The organism is Actinokineospora auranticolor (assembly GCF_041897805.1).
GTDB classification, from domain to species: Bacteria; Actinomycetota; Actinomycetes; order Mycobacteriales; family Pseudonocardiaceae; genus Actinokineospora; species Actinokineospora auranticolor.
Window position 1 is genome coordinate 5,238,468 of record NZ_CP154825.1, and the last position, 15,188, is coordinate 5,253,655.

Below are 15,188 nucleotides of genomic sequence, written 5' to 3' on the forward strand. Positions count from 1 at the left end.
CGGCCGGGCGCGATCCGAACGCGACGGTTCTCACGCCCGATTTCCCTCAGGTCCGCCGAAAACGGGCGAGGGCGCGGTCGATGAGGGCGTCGTTGGCACCGAGGTAGCCCGCCGGGTCGAGGAGGGCGTCGACGTCGACCGCGGCCAGTTCGGGGGCGGCGCGCAGGGCGGCGGAGAAGTCGGGTTCGCGGGAGAGGCGGGTGAGCAGCTTCTTGGCCTCGACCTTGCCCAGCAGCGGTGCCAGCGCCACGTTCAGCCGCTCGGAGACGATGGTGCCGCCGGTCAGCGCCAGGTTCGCCCGCAACCGCTCCGGGAACACCTCCAACCCCTCCGCCAACTCGGCCGCGGTAGCGGCAGCGCCCCCGACGAGCCGCAGGATCTCCCGCAGCGGCTGCCACTCGGCGTGCCACGCCCCGGGCGCGCGCTCGTCCTCGGCGATCATCGACTGGGCCAGGACGGTCGCGTACACCGGGACCTGCCGGGCGGCGGCGGTGATCAGCGTGGCGAGCACGGGGTTGCGCTTCTGCGGCATGGCCGACGACACACCGCGCCCCTCGGCACTGGGCTCGACGACCTCGCCGACCTCGGTGCGGGACATGCCCTGGACGTCGAGGGCGAGCTTGCCCAGCGCACCGGTCACGACGGAGGCGGCGGCGGCGATGTCGGCGTACGGGGTGCGCAGCGCGTGCCAGGGCACGGTGGGCTCGACGAGGCCCAGGTGGCGGGCGAAAGCGGTGATGAGGGCGGGGCCGTGGTCGGGATCGCCGGAATACTCCACATAGGACGCCAGGGTGCCCGCCGCGCCACCGAGCTGGGCGGGGAGGACGACGGCGCGGACGCGGTCGACGGCGTCGAGGGTGAGGGAGAGCCAGCCCGCGGCCTTGAGCCCGAACGTGACGGGGACGGCGTGCTGGGTGAGGGTGCGGCCCGCCATGACGGACCCGCGGTGCGCGTCGGCGAGGTTCGCCAGCGCCGTGGCGACGCGGTGGAGGTCGCGGGTGACGACGGTGAGGGCGCGGGAGACCAGGAGCATGGCGGCGGAGTCGAGGATGTCCTGGCTGGTGCTGCCCCGGTGCACGTATTCGGCGGCGCTCGGGGGGACGCGGGCGGTGAAGGCGGTGACGAAGGCGACGATCGGGTTGGCCCCACCCCGCGACTTGACGGCCAGGTCGACGACATCGATGTCCGGGACGGCCCCCGCGATGGCGTCGGCCGCTTCTCGTGGGATGACGCCGAGGTCGGCCTGGGCGCGGGCAAGGGCGACCTCGACCTCCACCATGCCCGCGACCCAGGCCTCGTCGCTGACCAGGTCGACGACGTCGGTGCCCGCCCAGACCGGGGAAAGCAGCCCGCTGTCCACACCCGCCACAACCACTCCCGCCACTCGGCTCCAGGTGCGCCGAGCCTATCGGTCGGGCGGGAGGCACGGGCAAGGGCGGGAACTACCTCGCGGAGACGACCGGAGTGCGCGCCCTGGCATTCAACCTCGGCCAGGGAGCGCCCTGTCGGCCATACCGGACGCTCCCGATCAAACGGGGTCATTCCGGCTGGAGGTCCTCGGGCCGGAACCGTGTCAAGGGCCGCGCGGCCGAAACCGCGTCAACCAGCACACGGTCGGGTGCGCCGAGCCCCCTGCGCACCCAGTGCCTGCCGTTGGCGTCCATGAAGTACAGCGTGGGCCCGGTAGTGCGGCTGGAGAAGGTGTTCGGGACACCCTCCTTGCGGTTCAGCCGCAATTCGGCCGTCACCTGCTCACCGGGGCGCACGACCTCGAAGCCGTCCTGCCCCGAGCCGAACTCCTCAAGCCGCACGACGAGGTTGAACACCGGCAGTTCGCTGTAGTTGCGGACCGCGACGGTGAGGTCCATCGTCCGGAACGCCGCCGCCAGCGGGTACGACTCCTGCTCGACCGCCGCCACCACGGGGCGCGCCTGCCGCGCCTGCTCGTCCAGGTCCGTTCGCCTGCGGATCCGCACCTCCCGGACCAGCAGGAACAGCGTGGCGGCGAAGGCCAGCCCACTGAACACCCCGCCCAGTACCGATCCCAGCGCGTCCCACTCGCTCCACCCCACCGGTCGATCTTGGCCCGGGTGCGGAGCGCGCACAACACCCCGGACTCCGGTCAGTCGAACGAGCGAGTCGGGAACGAGCAGGAGCCGATCTCGCGCGAGAACTGGCACATGCCTCCGGCCCCCGGTCAAGCCGGGCGCGCGACCGCCTCGGCGGGCAAGCAGGCCACCGCCTCCACCGCGAGGGCCGCGCGGGCGATCGCGTCCGCGTCGGCGAGGATGACCGAGTTGACGCCCGGGCGGATGCCCGCCGCCGTGACCCAGTGCACCGACTCGGTCGGCACGCCATAGGCGAAGCGTCGCCGGTGGGGGTTTCCGCCGGCGTCGATCAGGTGGTAGGGCCGTTCCGTAACAGCCAAGCCGCCGGTTTCGACGGCGCCGCTCGGGTCCGGCATCCGATAGGGAGCGCACTCGCCCCGGTCCCGCAGGTAGGAGATCAGCGGGTCCGTGGTCGTGCGGATGTCGACCTCCGGCACCCGAGCCTCGACGAGGGTGCTGACCCACACCCCCGAGCCCGCCACCACCGGGGAGCTGACCAGGAAACCCCGCTCCCCCCGGTCCACCCGCATCCCCGGCCCCACGACCCGCACGACGTCGGCCTCGATCAACGCCACCAGCTCCGCGACCCGGCGGGCAGGCGGGCCGATCGACAGGTACGCGTTCAACGGCGTGTACCAGCGGTCCAGGTCCGCGCGGTACGACGAACCCGTGACACCCCCGTGGTCCACGGCCAGCCGGATCTCGTTGCGCAGGTCCCGCAGCACATCCAGGGCGGCCTTCACCGGATCGCTGACATTACCGCCCAAAGCCGCGTCCACGTCATCACGCAACAACCGCAAGAGCCACGACGAGAACTCGGCGACGGAAGCGAACCGGCGCCCCTCGTGCGGATACGCGATCCGCTCCCAATCCCAAGGGGCGACGCCGAAACGCGCGGGCAGGTCCGGCTCACCCGCCAGGAACCGGGCCTCGAACTCCGCCCCGCGCTCCCCCAGCAGCGTCCGGTAGTAGACCAACTCCACCTCACGCGCCACCAGCGGCCAGATATCGTCCCGAAAGGACACTCCTGAACGAGCCCGCAGCGACGCGATCACCGACGGCGTCAGGAAAACCGGCTCGTGGCGACCGTACACCCCCTTCTCGTTCTCCCCCCGAGCGTGGTACGGCACCCCCCGACGGGAACCGGCGATGATCAACGGCTCCCGCCCCGACGGCACGTACGCCAACGACCCGTCCGACCGTTCCTTGAACTGCCCGCCCCGGTCGGTCGTCAACAACGCGAGGTGGTCGAAGAACGCCAAACCCATGCCGCGCACCGCGATCGGCTCACCCGGCATGATCGGCGACAGGTCGACTTCCGCCGGGTTCGCGGGCGGCCAGTACCCGAGCCCGCGCTCCTCGGCGAACTCCGCGAGGTCCCCGAGCACCGGCATCTCCACGTGCCCCTGCGCCAGCACCACCGCCGCCAGCCCGTCCAGCACGGTCCCGTCGTCGAGCGTGACGACCTGCGAACCGTCCGGCGACTCGTCCAGCGCGACCGCCGTGCGCCGGTGCAGGAACACCGGTGCCGACCGGCAGACCCGGGCCAGCACCCAGTCGAGGTAGTGCCCGTAGAAAGCCCGCGTCGGGTACGTGTTCGGCGTCAGCGACCGGGCCTCGGCCACCACCCACGCGGGTTCGGTCACCTCCCGCGCCCACTCGTACAGGCTCGGGCCGGGCACGATCGGGCCCGCGCAGTCCACGCTCGGGTCGGTGAACATCGAGACCTGGGAGGCGACGGTGTTCATCAGCAGCGACGGCGGCTGCCGCACCGACCACACGCGACCACCCGAGCCCGCGTGCGGGTCGACCAAGTGGACGTGCAGCGGCTCGACGGCGTTGGCGCACAGGCGTTCCACGACGCTCAGGCCGCGGGGGCCCGCGCCGACCACGCAGATCCGGCGGGGCGGGGTGGGAACGGGCATGCGGTCGCACCTCGTCGGTCGTCGACGCGCGGGGGCGGCCCTCGCGGCACGCCCCCGCGCGTCGGTGTTCAGCTGCGCGCGGACTTCACCGCGCGTGGGGGGGTCACTTGATCTCGATCATGGGGCACCTCCCTCGCCAGTCTCCGCCCGGACGCCGACTGTTGCCGGGACCCTGGCCTCGTTCCCCACGCCGGTGGGCGTGTCGGGGTCGAGGGCGGCGCGCACCGCGACGGTCTCGACGCCGCGTATGACGGCTTCGGTCCCCTCGGCGGTGAAGTAGCGGGTGTCCACCGACATGGTGAACTCGATCGCCCCCTCGGGGTCGTCGACGTGCAGGTACAGCTTCTGCCGGGGCATCCCCGGCTCGTCCTCCCAGTGCGCCTCCGCGCGGGCCGCCGCGTCCGCCAGCTCGGCCGCGGAAGGGTCGTCGCCCTCGCTCGGCGCGCGGTCGGACTTGCGGCGGTCGTTGTAGAAGCACGAGAAGTCGACGGCCTCGCCGCGTTCGGCGAAGACCCGGTCCACGACCTCGTCCTGCGCGTCGGGGTCGTAGTAGGCGTGCTTGTAGGCGTTCATGGTGCTGCGCGCGGCGCGGGCGACCGCCTCACCGAGGGTGATGTCGGCTACGTCGATCAGGTAGGGGCTGATCTGCACGATCGTGCTGACCGAGTCCGCGAACCCCGGCCGGAACCGGTTGCTCACCATCAGCATCGCCAGCACGGGGTTGGCCGCCCCGGCCCGGGCCAGGGCGACCGCGAAGCACGCCAGCAGCACCGGCGACGTGCTCACCCCCGCGCGCCGAGCGATCGCGTCCACGGCCAGCCGGGTGGCGGGCGAGCGGAAGCGGATCATCCGGAACTCGGGCTCGTCGGAGTACCGGACCGGCCGGAACCGGTCCACCGAGACGGTGCGCAACACCTGTTCGAGGTACTTCAACGCGTTCGCGGACTGGCGCAGCGCGGCGGGCTCGGCCTGGCGCCGCGCCTGCTCCAGCGGCTGCACGGCGGTGACCGGCGGCAGCGTCGACGGGTCGACGCCGAGTTCGCCGATCAGCACCTCCAGCCCACCGGCGTCCATGGACAGGTGCAGGTAGACCGCGACCATGTGCGTGAGGGCGCCGTCCTTGCGGACCAGCCCCATGCGCACCGGCCACTCGCGCTCGTAGTCGAACGGGACCGACGAGTACCGCTCCTGGGTGTCCGCCGCGACCGCGGCCGCGTCGGCCGTGCCCGCGTCGACGATCTCCAGGACGACCTCGCCGGACTCCGACACCCGTTGCAGCGGCCTGCCGTCGGTCAGCACGAGCCGGGTGCGCAGGGCCTGGTGCCTGCCGACCACCGCGGCCAGCACCTCGGCCGCCGCCGCCACGGTGTACCCGGGCGGCAGGGCGATGCGGCCGCCCATGGTGCGGGACTCCCCCGAGCGCTCGATGGCCTGCCAGATGCCGATCTGGCCCCAGGTCAGCGGTTCCGTGCCGGCACCCGCGCCGTGGAAGGGAACGGGGACGCGCTCCACCTCCGACAACCACATCACCACCCTGGGCTCTTCAGGACGGCCCGGATGGCCTCGGCCAGCTGGGCGCGGTCGGGTTGCAGGGCGACGTCGAGTTCGGGGACCGCGCCGACGATGGCGCCGTCGGGTCGGGTGACCCGCTTGGGCGGGGCGGTCAGCCGCATCTCCTCGGCGGCGGTGGCGAGGACCTCCGCGCCCATGCCGCAGGCGCGGTTGGAGTCGTCGAACACCACGAGCCGCCCCGTGCGGGCGACCGACTCGGCCAGGCCCGCCCAGTCGAACGGGTAGACCGACCTCGGGTCCCACACCTCGATGGACGCCTCGTCGGCCAGTTCCTCCGCCACGGCGAGCGCTTCGTGCACCAGGTGTCCTAACGCGACAACGGTCACATCGGTGCCCGCTCGGTGCACGCGGCCCTTGCCCAGGGGGATCGGGCCCAGGTCGGCGTAGTCGACGTCCTCGCGGACGGGCAGCGCCGCCAGCGGTCCGAAGAAGACGACCGGGTCGTCGTCGCGGATGGCGGTGGTGAGCAGGCCGTACGCGTCGGTCGGCGTCGCCGGGAGCACGGTCTTGACGCCCATGTGCGCGAACAGGCTGTACGGCTGGTCGGAGTGCTGCGCGCCCCACCCGGCCCGCCAGCCCGCGGCGGGCATCAGGTACGTGACCGGGACGCTGCGCTGGCCGCCGCTCATCAGCAGGAACTTGTTGGCCTGGTTGGTGATCTGCTCGAACACCAGCAGCAGGAGGAACGGGATCTGGAACTCCACCACCGGCCGCCGACCGGCCATCGCGGCGCCGGTGGCGAAGTTGGTGAAGCCCTGCTCGGTGAGCGGGACCTCGACGACCCGGTCGGGGCCGAAGCGGTCCAGGAAGCCCGCGGTGACGTTGGTGAGCGCGAAGTTCATGTCCTCACCGAGCACGAAGACCGACTCGTCGCGGTCCATCTCGTCGCCCAGCGCGCGGTTGAGCGCCTTGAGGTACGACAGCTTGGGCATCCCTCCTCCTCTCGGTTTTCGGCGGCACAGCACAAGCCCTGGTAGTCGCAAGTCCTAGAGGGACACACCGGCGCGCGGGCGGAAGCCGTCCGCGTACATGTGGTCCATGGCGTCGGCCGGGTCGGGCCGCGGGCTCTCCAGCGCGAACCGGACGACCTCGTCCAGCTCGGCCTCGATCTCCGCGTCGACCCGCAGCCGATCGGCCTCGGGAACCCGCGCCGCCTGGATGTCCAGCGGGTCGCGGGCCTTCCACTCGTCGATCTCCGACTGCTCCCGGTACTTCAGGCGCGTCTTCAGCTCGAACGTGTGGTGGCCGTGGTAGCGGTAGGTGCGCATCTCCAGCAGCGACGGCCCGCCGCCGGAGCGGGCCCGGTCCACGGCCTCGGACACCGCCGCGTACACGGTTTCCGCGTCCTGTCCGTCCACTGAGGAAGACGGTATCCCGAACGCCTCACCTCTCCCGGTGATCGTACCGGACACCGCGGTGTCCACGGGAAGGGTTGTGGCATAACGGTTGTTTTCACAGATATACACAACCGGCAGCTGCCACAACCCGGCCAGGTTGAAGCCCTCGAGCAGCGCGCCCTGGGTGACCGCGCCGTCGCCGAAGAAGCTCAGCACGACCGTGGGCTCGCCCGCTCTCTTCGCGGCCCAGGCGATCCCGGCCGCGATGCCCGCGCCGTGGCCGACGGTGCCGGTGGCGTTGTAGACCCCGGCGGTGAAGTCGGACGGGTGGAAGGACCCGCCGCGCCCCTTGTCGATGCCGGTCACCTTGCCCGCCATCTCGGCCAGCACCCGCTTCGGGTCGCAGCCCTTGGCGAGCAGGTGCCCGTGTCCGCGGTGGCTCGACAAGACGATGTCATCGGGTTCGAGCGTCGCGCAAGCCCCGGCGGACACGGCCTCCTGGCCGATGCACGCGTGCATGCCGCTGACGATCTCCCCGGCGCGGACCAGGTCGAGCGACCGCTCCTCGAACCGCCGGATGTACCGGATCATCCGGTACAGGGCCAGGCTGTCAGGCATGACCACCGCCCAGCGCCGCCAAGACCTCGGCAGGCCACTGAGTGGAATCCTTGCCGTGCCGAGCGATCAGCGCGAACGCCAACCGCTCCAGTCCGAACGCGACACATGACGTGTGCGCGGGCTCCCCACCGGCGGTGATGCCGAAGATGTCGCCGAAGTGCTCCTTGTGGTAGTTCGCCGAGGCGACCGCCTGCACGGTGCCGTCCGTGACCGGCACCCGCAGCTCCCACTTGAGCTCCTGCATCCGCTGCGCGGCCTGGTATACCTTGCGGCCCGCGCCGAAGAACGGGTCGTCGGCGATCTCCACCGACACGTCGAGGCCCAGGTCGGTGAACCAGCCCTCGACCTGCTCCAGCCGGGCCGCCCGCCACTTCAGGCAGTGCTCCTCGGTGGCCACGGTGACCAGCTCCAGCATCCGGAAGGACCGCAGCCGCCCCGGTTCGCTGGTGGCCTCCTGCCGGAAGCACGACGCCTCCACGGTCACCTTCGCCGCGTCGTCGAGCGTCTGCCCGGCGATGGTGGCGTACACGGGGTAGCACGCGGCGGGCAGCAGCACCAGATCACCGATCTGCTGCTGCGCGTACCACTCGCCCCCCTGCTCCACCAACGGCTTGAGCCGCGACCACCCGCTCGGCGTGCCGCCGTAGCCGTGGACGGTGCCGAGCAGGTTCGGGAACGCCTGCACGTACCCGGCCCTCTCGATGGTGGCCCGCGAGATCACCGGCGGGATGATCAGCCGCTGGAACGGTTCGTCGGCGGCCAGCGCCGCGACACCCGCGCGCAGCAGGTCGACCACCCGCTCGAACCCGGGCGGGGACAGGAACACCCCCGGCACACCGGTGTCGAGCGGCAGGTCGGTATCACCGAGGTTCACCATGGCGCAACTCCCTCCAACGGCCAGCGGTGCTCGCGCACCCGGTAGTCATCGGTCCCCGCGAGCGCGACGGCCGCCGCGTAGCCCGCGGGCGCGGGCAGGTCCCGCACCCGGTACGGTCCGTCGGCCTGGTGGACCACCGCGCGGGCGTGCACGGGCAGCCGCAGACCGGGGAACAGCCGCCCGCCCGCCGCCTTCACGCACGCTTCCTTGCGGGTCAGCAGCCCGGTGAACCGCGCCGGGCGCTCCCCCGGCGGGCACTCGGCGACGTGCCGGGCCTCCGCCTCGGGGTAGTAGCGCGCGGCCGCGCGCGCGAAGTCGAGCCCGTCGCCGACGCGTTCCAGGTCGACGCCGACGGCGCGGGACGCGGTGTGGGCGAACAGCGCGAGTCCGCGCGACCGGGACATGCTCACCCGCAGGCCGTCGACCTCGGGCTTGCCGTGTTCACCGATCTCCCACCGCACGCGGTCCGGCGCGATGCCGAGTTCCCGCCCGGTGAGCACGCGCGCCACACCGTGCGCGATGACGAACTCGCGGCGCCGCGCGGTGTCCATCTCGTCGGCGCGGCCGCGTTCGGCCCGGTCCAGCAGGCTGTCGAGCCGGTTGAGCAGCGTGGTGGGCATGGCCGTGTCGATGAGCCACACCCGGACGGTGTCGCTCATCCCGGCACCGCGACCCTCGCCACAGTGTAGTCCACTGTGGAAAGACACAACAGGCCCAGCGACGGCTCGTAGTCCCCGAGCACGACCAGACCTTCGCGCGGCAGGCGCGTGAGCTCCCACCACACCCCGGTGTACGGCTGCCCGGCGTCCGCCACGACGTCGGCCTGGCCGGGCGCCGCCTCGGCGAGCCGGGCCGACGCGATGACCGTGGCGTCCACCTGCCCCGCCGCGAGCCGCGCGACCTCGGCGGCGAACAACCCGCCGACCCGGCGGGCGTCGACCCCCGTGTGCTGCTTGCCGACCACGGGACTCCCGTCGGTCTCCAGCCGCAGCGCGACACCGGTGTGCCGGTCCGGGACCGGCGCGGGTTCGAGCTGCGTGTAGTGCAGGGCCGACTGCTCCACGACGAACACCAGCGCCCGGCGGCACGCGCCGGGGCCCAGGTACGACTCGGCGAGCCGCAGCGCGGTGAAGGCCGCGCCGCTGCCCTGGTCGCACACCGCGAACGCCATCGGCTTGCCCGGGCAGCGGTCGCTCAGGTAGGCGGCGGTCGCCCGCCCGAGCCGCAGGTCGTGCATCGCGAACGCCATGACCAGCAGGTCGACCTGCTCGTCCGGGCCGACGACCGCAGGCAGCAGCACCTCGGCCATCTCGCCGAAGGAGTGGCCGACGCCCGCGGTCAGCAGGTCGTCCCGCAGGTCGTTGCCGTACGGGCGGACGAGGTCGGCGAGGAACGGGCGCAGCGCCGGGTCCAGCGCCGTCGGCGAGGTCTCGTCGAAGACCTGCGCCACAACCGCGCTCAACCGCAAGGGCGGCAACGGATCGGTGCCCGGTGGGCCGGACGCGAACATCACTCGTCCGCGACGGTGTGCGTGGCGATGTACGCGGCGAGGGTGCCGACGGTCTCCAGGTCGCCCTGGTCGATCTCCTCGACGTCGATCTGGATCTCGAGCTCGTCCTCCAGCTCCAGCAGCAGCTCCAGCGTGCTGGCGGAGCTGAGGCCGAGCTCGGTGAACAGCTTGGTGCCCGCCGACAACTCGGTCACCTCCCGCTTGAGCACGCGGGGCAGCAGGTCCGCCATGCTCTCGGTGACCCGGTCGCGCAGCTCGGCCTGCTCGTCCGTCAGCTCGACTGACTTGGCCTCGACAGATCCGACAGGTCCCACGGGACCCACCCCTTCCGTAAAACGCTAGTGCTCGAAGACCATCGCGGAGAACGTGGCGCCCAACCCGGCGGCGCCGACCAGGTACCGGTCCCCCGGTCTCAGCCGTCCGGTGTCGAGCGCGGTGCGGTAGTTGAGGAACGGGTCGGCGGCGAAGCTGTGGCCGGTGAGCGGCACGTTGTCGAGCACCACGCGCTCCACCGGGTAGCCGATGCGCTTGCACACCCGCCGCCACGACACGGCGTTCACGTTGTGCGGCACCAGGAGCGCGATGTCGTCCAGCGCCACCCCGGCCTGGTCGACGGCGGCCAGCAGCACCTCGGACAGCAGCGCCGGGTACTCGTACTGGAACCGCGCGGCCAATGCCTGGTCGATGATCAGCCTGCCGTCGAAGTCGCCGCGGATGCTGGTGGTGTAGGAGAGCAACCGGTCCGACGACCCGTTCGCGCTCACCAGCACGGCGGCGGCGCCCTCGCCGAAGATCGCGGTCTCGGGGACCAGCCGCGCGTCCGGGGTGAAGGTCTTCTCCCCGGACACCACCAGCGCCAGCGCGTCCGGATCCGGGTCGCCCGCCAGCAGCCTGCCCGCGACGTCGAACGCGAGCAACCCCGTGGCGCACGCCTGGTGGGTCACGGTGAACGACAGCGCGTGGTCCAAGCCCAGCTTGACGCACAGCTCGCGCAGCGGGTTGTGCGGGTACGGCACCGCGGCGGGCATACCTCGCGCGTACACGACGTACCGCACGCGGTGTTCGTTGCCGCGCAGGGTCTCCAGGCCGCCGGTGGCCGCCAGGAGCAGGTCCAGCAGGGTGCCGTCCTGGTCGTAGCAGACCTCGGAGAGCCCGTGGAAGCGGCGGAACAGCCGCACCTGCCGCTCGGTCAGCCCCAGCCAGTCGGCCAACTCCTCCAGCGCGCGCCGGTCGGGTGGCAGGTAGGCCGAGACCTCCTCGATCGCGGTCACGACGGCACGCCCGTCGACGCCCCCGGGTCCAGCGCGGCGGCCACCAGCACGGTCTCGATCTCCCGGAGCAGGCCGACGAGTTCGTCGGGGGACGCGCGGTGGGTGTCGCCGGTGAGGGTGAAGCGGATGGCGTCCGGCACGTCGTCGACGTCGAGGTACAGCAGCGCGCCGTCCACGTCGTCCCACCGCACCCACTCGTGGCCGCCGCGCCCGACCGCCGCCTCGATCTCCGCGGCGGACGGGGCGACGATCGCGCGCTCCTCGCGCGCGGGCGGGCGGCGGTCGTTGAAGTAGGTGTCCATCTCGACCGGACCACCGAGGTCCTCGGCGACGGCGGCGACCATGGCCGCGCGGCGCTCGGGGTCGTGGTAGGCGTACTTGTAGGTGACCATGGTGGCCTGCCGGGCGCGGTGCACGGCCTCGTCGAAGGTCGCGCCCGCGACGTCGAGCAGCAGCGGGCAGGTCTGGGCCATGGTGCACACGGACCCGAGCAGCGACTGGCGGAACCGGTTGTTCACCGCGATCTGCACGGCCACCGGGTTGTTGCCGATGGTGCGGGCCAGCGCGGTGGCGTAGGCGGCCAGCAGCACGGGCGAGGTGTCGGTGCCGATGCGCGCGGCGACGGCGCGGGTGGCCAGCAGGCTCGCGGGCGAGGTGAACTCGACCTCGCCCCAGCGCGGCGACCGCGTCTCGTCCGCGGTCCCGTCGACCCGCTTGGCCGAGACGGTGCGCAGCACCCGCTCCCAGTAGCGCAGCGCGGCGTCGCTGTTGCGGAGCACCGCGGGCTGCCGCTGCTGCGCGGCCAGCTCCAGCGGCTGGGTCGCGGTCAGCTCGGCGGTCGGCTCGCCGGTCGCCGGGTCCATCGTGGACAGGTCGGCGACCAGCGCCTCCAGGCCGTGCGCGTCGATGTTGAGGTGGTTGTAGACCGCGACGGAGTGGGTGGCCCGCCGGTCGGCGACCGCGACCCCGTCGGCGCTGCCGGTCACCACGACCGCCATCCGCACGGGCCACTCGTGCTCGTGGTCGAAATCCTTGTCCTCATAAGCCTTCTTCACCCGGTCCGCGACCGCCGCCGGGTCCTCGGCCCCGGCCTCGACCACCTCCAGGGCGATCTGGCCGGACTCCGACACCCGCTGGCGCGGTCCGCCGTCGGCGGCGTCGAAGCTGAGCCTGGTGCGCAGCGACTGGTGCCTGCCCATCACGTAGCGCAGCACGGTGACCGCGTCACCCGCCGTGCTCCCCGGCGGCAGCGCCACGATCCCGCCCATGGTCTCGGCGCGGCCGGTCTTGGCCACCACCCGCCAGACGGTGCGCTGCCCCCAGGTCAGTTCTCCGGTCCCGGATCCGGTACCGCGGAAATCGACGAGGATCGTGTCCGTCATCGCTTGCCACTCCCCGCCCTGTGTGCTGTGGGAGGCATTGTTGGTTGACGCCCGGGAATGTGTCAATACTCCACTCGCCGACCCATTAGTGCGGCGTTCGGTCTCACCGGGACGGTGCACAGATTTGTCGTGACGGTCGTGAGAGCGGTGCGGTACCTTGTCGCGCAGTCGCCTGTTTTGGAGGTCGCGCGATGGCGCTATTCGAGGAAGTCGCGGGAATACTCCGAGAGGTCGTCGGCCCGTGCGGCGGATGTCCGCCGGGAATTGCTCCGAACGCCACGCTCGAGGGGGACCTGCGCTTCGACAGCGTCGACGTGGCCGCCGCAGGCGCCGCGCTGGCCCGGCGCTTCGGCGACCGGGTCGACCTGGTCGGGCACGTGTCCGGGCTGGACCTCGACGCGCTCACCGGGCTGACCGTGGCCCAGGTGGTCGACTACGTCGCGGCGCGCGCCGCGTGAGCCGCTACCTGCTGGTCGTGCCGCCGCTGGCCGGGCACGTCAACCCGAGCCTCGGCCTCGGCCAGGCGCTGGTCCGCGCCGGGCACGAGGTCGCCTGGTGCGGCCCGGAGCTGCACCTGCGTCCCCTGCTGGGCGCGGGTGCGACGGTCTTCCCGACCGGGTCCCGGCTGTTCCGGCCGCAGTCCGACCACGGCCTCGCCGCCGTGCGGTCGGTGTGGGATCGCTTCATCGTGCCCTACGCGCGGTTCAGCCTTCCCGCCGTCGACAAGGCGATCGCCGAGTTCCGACCGGACGCGCTCGTGGTCGACCAGCACTGCCCGGCGGGCGCGATCGCCGCCCACCGCCTCGGCCTGCCGTGGGCCACCCTGGCCTGCTCGACCATGGACCTGGGTGACCCGCTGGCGGTCCTGCCCAGGGTGCACGAGTGGGTCCTCGGCCGGGTCCGGCACATCTGGGACAAGGCGGGGATGCCCGCCGACGAGTACTTCGACCTGCGGTTCTCCCCGCACCTGGTGCTGGCCACCACCAGCCGCGAGTTGGTGGGCCGGGATTTCCCCGAGCACTTCCGGCTGGTCGGCCCGCTGCTCGCCGAGCGCCCCGACCAGCCCGGGTTCCCCGCCGGGTGGCTGCGGCCGGACCGCAGGCGCGTGCTGGTCTCCACGGGCACGCTCGCCGACGACGTGTCCGCGCGGTTCCTGCGCGCCGCCGTCGCCGCGCTGGCCCCGCTCGGCGACCGGCTGCAAGCGGTGTTCGTGGCCCCGCCCGCGGAGCTCCCGGACCTGCCGGAGCACCTGTTGGCGCAGGCCAGGGTGCCGATGCTGGACCTGCTGCCGCACCTGGACCTGGTCGTCTCGCACGGCGGCCTCAACACCGTCTGCGAGTCGCTGGCGCACGGCGTGCCGCTGGTCGTCGCGCCCATCCGGCACGACCAGCCGATCAACGCCAACCAGGTGGAGCACGCGGGCGCGGGCCTGCGGATCGGCTTCGCCAGGGCGGGCGCGGCGGACATCCGCGCGGCCGTCACCACCGTCTTGGGCGATCCCGGGTTCCGGGTCGCCGCCGCCCGCGTCGCCGAGTCGTTCGCGCGCGCGGGCGGGACCGGGGCCGCCGTCGCGGCCCTGGCCCGCCTCACCGAGTCGCCGGTCACCACCGGCCCGAGCAGGAGCACGTCATGATCGAGGTCAAGGGACTGCGCAAGTCCTTCACGCTGGGCAAACGGCGCAAGACCCGCTCCGTCGAGGCCGTCCGCGGCGTCGACCTGTCGGTGGCCGAGGGGGAGATCTTCGGCTTCCTCGGGCCGAACGGCGCGGGCAAGACCACTACGGCGCGCATCCTGTGCACGCTGCTCGAACCCGACGACGGCGAGGCCGTCATCGCGGGCGCCGACCTGCGCAAAGACCCGGGCGCGGTGCGCACCCGGGTCGGGTACGTGCCCCAGGGCGGCACCACGACCGACGAGATCACCGCCCGCGAGGAGCTGGTCCTGCAAGCCCGGATGTACGGCATCGGCAAGGCCGAGGCGGTCGAGCGCACCGAGAAGGCGCTGGCCGCGTTCGAGCTGACCGAGTTCGCCGACCGGCAGTGCAAGACCTACTCCGGTGGCCAGCGCCGCCGGGTGGACATCGCCATGGGCATCATCCACGAGCCCAAGGTCCTCTTCCTCGACGAGCCGACCACCGGCCTGGACCCGCAGTCCCGCGCGCACCTGTGGGACGAGGTCCGCAGGCTCCGCGACCAGGGCATGACCGTCTTCCTCACCACGCACTACCTGGAGGAGGCCGACGCGCTCTGCGACCGGATCGCGATCATCGACCACGGCGAGATCGTGGCCCTGGGCACCCCGAGCGAGCTGAAGCACGGCGTGGCCGGTGACGTGGTCACCGTGGGCCTCAACGGCAGCGGGCCGCGCGCCGCGGAGCTGTTCGACGGCCGCGACTACGTGCGCAAGCTCGAACTCGGCGACGACGGCCTGCGGCTCTACGTCGACGACGGCTCGACCGCGATGCCGCAGATCATGCGCGTGCTCGACGGCGGCGACATCCACTTCGACACCGTCGAGGTGCACCGCCCCAGCCTCGACGACGTGTTCCTCACCAAGACCGGCCGCTCCCTGCGGGACAAGTAGGAGTC

The 15,188-nt window shown here is 72.5% G+C and carries 15 protein-coding genes; 3 read left to right on the forward strand and 12 right to left on the reverse strand.

From position 1 onward, the window contains the following. Positions 1 to 46: 46 nt before the first annotated feature. From V5P93_RS22725 to V5P93_RS22780, 12 genes are all read right to left on the reverse strand, one after another. Positions 47 to 1,369 carry an adenylosuccinate lyase family protein gene (locus tag V5P93_RS22725; protein WP_104478867.1) on the reverse strand — a complete coding sequence of 441 codons (1,323 nt, stop codon included), beginning with the start codon at positions 1,367 to 1,369 and terminating at the stop codon, positions 47 to 49. A gap of 169 nt (positions 1,370 to 1,538) precedes the next feature. Next, positions 1,539 to 2,072, reverse strand: coding sequence for a hypothetical protein (locus V5P93_RS22730; protein WP_104478866.1), 534 nt, complete (start codon positions 2,070 to 2,072; stop codon positions 1,539 to 1,541). A gap of 125 nt (positions 2,073 to 2,197) precedes the next feature. Continuing rightward, the gene (locus V5P93_RS22735) at positions 2,198 to 4,033 is read right to left on the reverse strand and encodes an FAD/NAD(P)-binding domain-containing protein (RefSeq protein ID WP_104478865.1); all 1,836 of its coding nucleotides are present in this window, start codon (positions 4,031 to 4,033) and stop codon (positions 2,198 to 2,200) included. Between the two features lie 117 nt (positions 4,034 to 4,150). Next, positions 4,151 to 5,545 carry a condensation domain-containing protein gene (locus V5P93_RS22740; RefSeq protein ID WP_245931247.1) on the reverse strand — a complete coding sequence of 465 codons (1,395 nt, stop codon included), beginning with the start codon at positions 5,543 to 5,545 and terminating at the stop codon, positions 4,151 to 4,153. Positions 5,546 to 5,559: 14 nt separating this feature from the next. Then, on the reverse strand, positions 5,560 to 6,537 hold the full coding sequence (locus V5P93_RS22745; RefSeq protein ID WP_104478863.1) for an alpha-ketoacid dehydrogenase subunit beta: 978 nt from the start codon (positions 6,535 to 6,537) through the stop codon (positions 5,560 to 5,562). Between the two features lie 54 nt (positions 6,538 to 6,591). Continuing rightward, positions 6,592 to 7,560, reverse strand: coding sequence for a thiamine pyrophosphate-dependent dehydrogenase E1 component subunit alpha (locus V5P93_RS22750; RefSeq protein WP_245931227.1), 969 nt, complete (start codon positions 7,558 to 7,560; stop codon positions 6,592 to 6,594). Beyond that, positions 7,553 to 8,437 (reverse strand): hypothetical protein, encoded by an 885-nt coding sequence (locus tag V5P93_RS22755; RefSeq protein WP_104478861.1) that lies wholly within the window; start codon positions 8,435 to 8,437, stop codon positions 7,553 to 7,555. Before V5P93_RS22755 ends, V5P93_RS22750 begins: the two co-directional genes overlap by 8 nt. Next, complete coding sequence (locus V5P93_RS22760; RefSeq protein ID WP_104478860.1) at positions 8,431 to 9,096, reverse strand: 4'-phosphopantetheinyl transferase superfamily protein; 666 nt, start codon at positions 9,094 to 9,096, stop codon at positions 8,431 to 8,433. Before V5P93_RS22760 ends, V5P93_RS22755 begins: the two co-directional genes overlap by 7 nt. Then, entirely contained in the window at positions 9,093 to 9,947 is an 855-nt protein-coding gene (locus V5P93_RS22765; protein ID WP_104478859.1) for a 2-hydroxy-acid oxidase, read from the reverse strand. Before V5P93_RS22765 ends, V5P93_RS22760 begins: the two co-directional genes overlap by 4 nt. After that, on the reverse strand, positions 9,947 to 10,261 hold the full coding sequence (locus tag V5P93_RS22770) for a phosphopantetheine-binding protein (RefSeq protein WP_245931226.1): 315 nt from the start codon (positions 10,259 to 10,261) through the stop codon (positions 9,947 to 9,949). The genes V5P93_RS22765 and V5P93_RS22770 overlap by 1 nt, the downstream gene beginning before the upstream one ends. Positions 10,262 to 10,285: 24 nt before the next feature. Next, the gene (locus tag V5P93_RS22775) at positions 10,286 to 11,218 is read right to left on the reverse strand and encodes a 3-oxoacyl-[acyl-carrier-protein] synthase III C-terminal domain-containing protein (RefSeq protein WP_104478858.1); all 933 of its coding nucleotides are present in this window, start codon (positions 11,216 to 11,218) and stop codon (positions 10,286 to 10,288) included. Continuing rightward, the gene (locus V5P93_RS22780; RefSeq protein ID WP_104478857.1) at positions 11,215 to 12,600 is read right to left on the reverse strand and encodes a condensation domain-containing protein; all 1,386 of its coding nucleotides are present in this window, start codon (positions 12,598 to 12,600) and stop codon (positions 11,215 to 11,217) included. Before V5P93_RS22780 ends, V5P93_RS22775 begins: the two co-directional genes overlap by 4 nt. 191 nt (positions 12,601 to 12,791) lie before the next feature. Between V5P93_RS22780 and V5P93_RS22785 the strand changes: the two genes are divergently transcribed. The 3 genes from V5P93_RS22785 to V5P93_RS22795 are packed head-to-tail and all read left to right on the forward strand — an operon-like array spanning position 12,792 to position 15,183. Beyond that, complete coding sequence (locus V5P93_RS22785) at positions 12,792 to 13,058, forward strand: hypothetical protein (RefSeq protein WP_146107992.1); 267 nt, start codon at positions 12,792 to 12,794, stop codon at positions 13,056 to 13,058. Continuing rightward, positions 13,055 to 14,233, forward strand: coding sequence for a glycosyltransferase (locus V5P93_RS22790; protein ID WP_104478856.1), 1,179 nt, complete (start codon positions 13,055 to 13,057; stop codon positions 14,231 to 14,233). Before V5P93_RS22785 ends, V5P93_RS22790 begins: the two co-directional genes overlap by 4 nt. Then, complete coding sequence (locus V5P93_RS22795) at positions 14,230 to 15,183, forward strand: ATP-binding cassette domain-containing protein (protein ID WP_104478855.1); 954 nt, start codon at positions 14,230 to 14,232, stop codon at positions 15,181 to 15,183. The genes V5P93_RS22790 and V5P93_RS22795 overlap by 4 nt, the downstream gene beginning before the upstream one ends. Positions 15,184 to 15,188 lie beyond the last annotated feature (5 nt).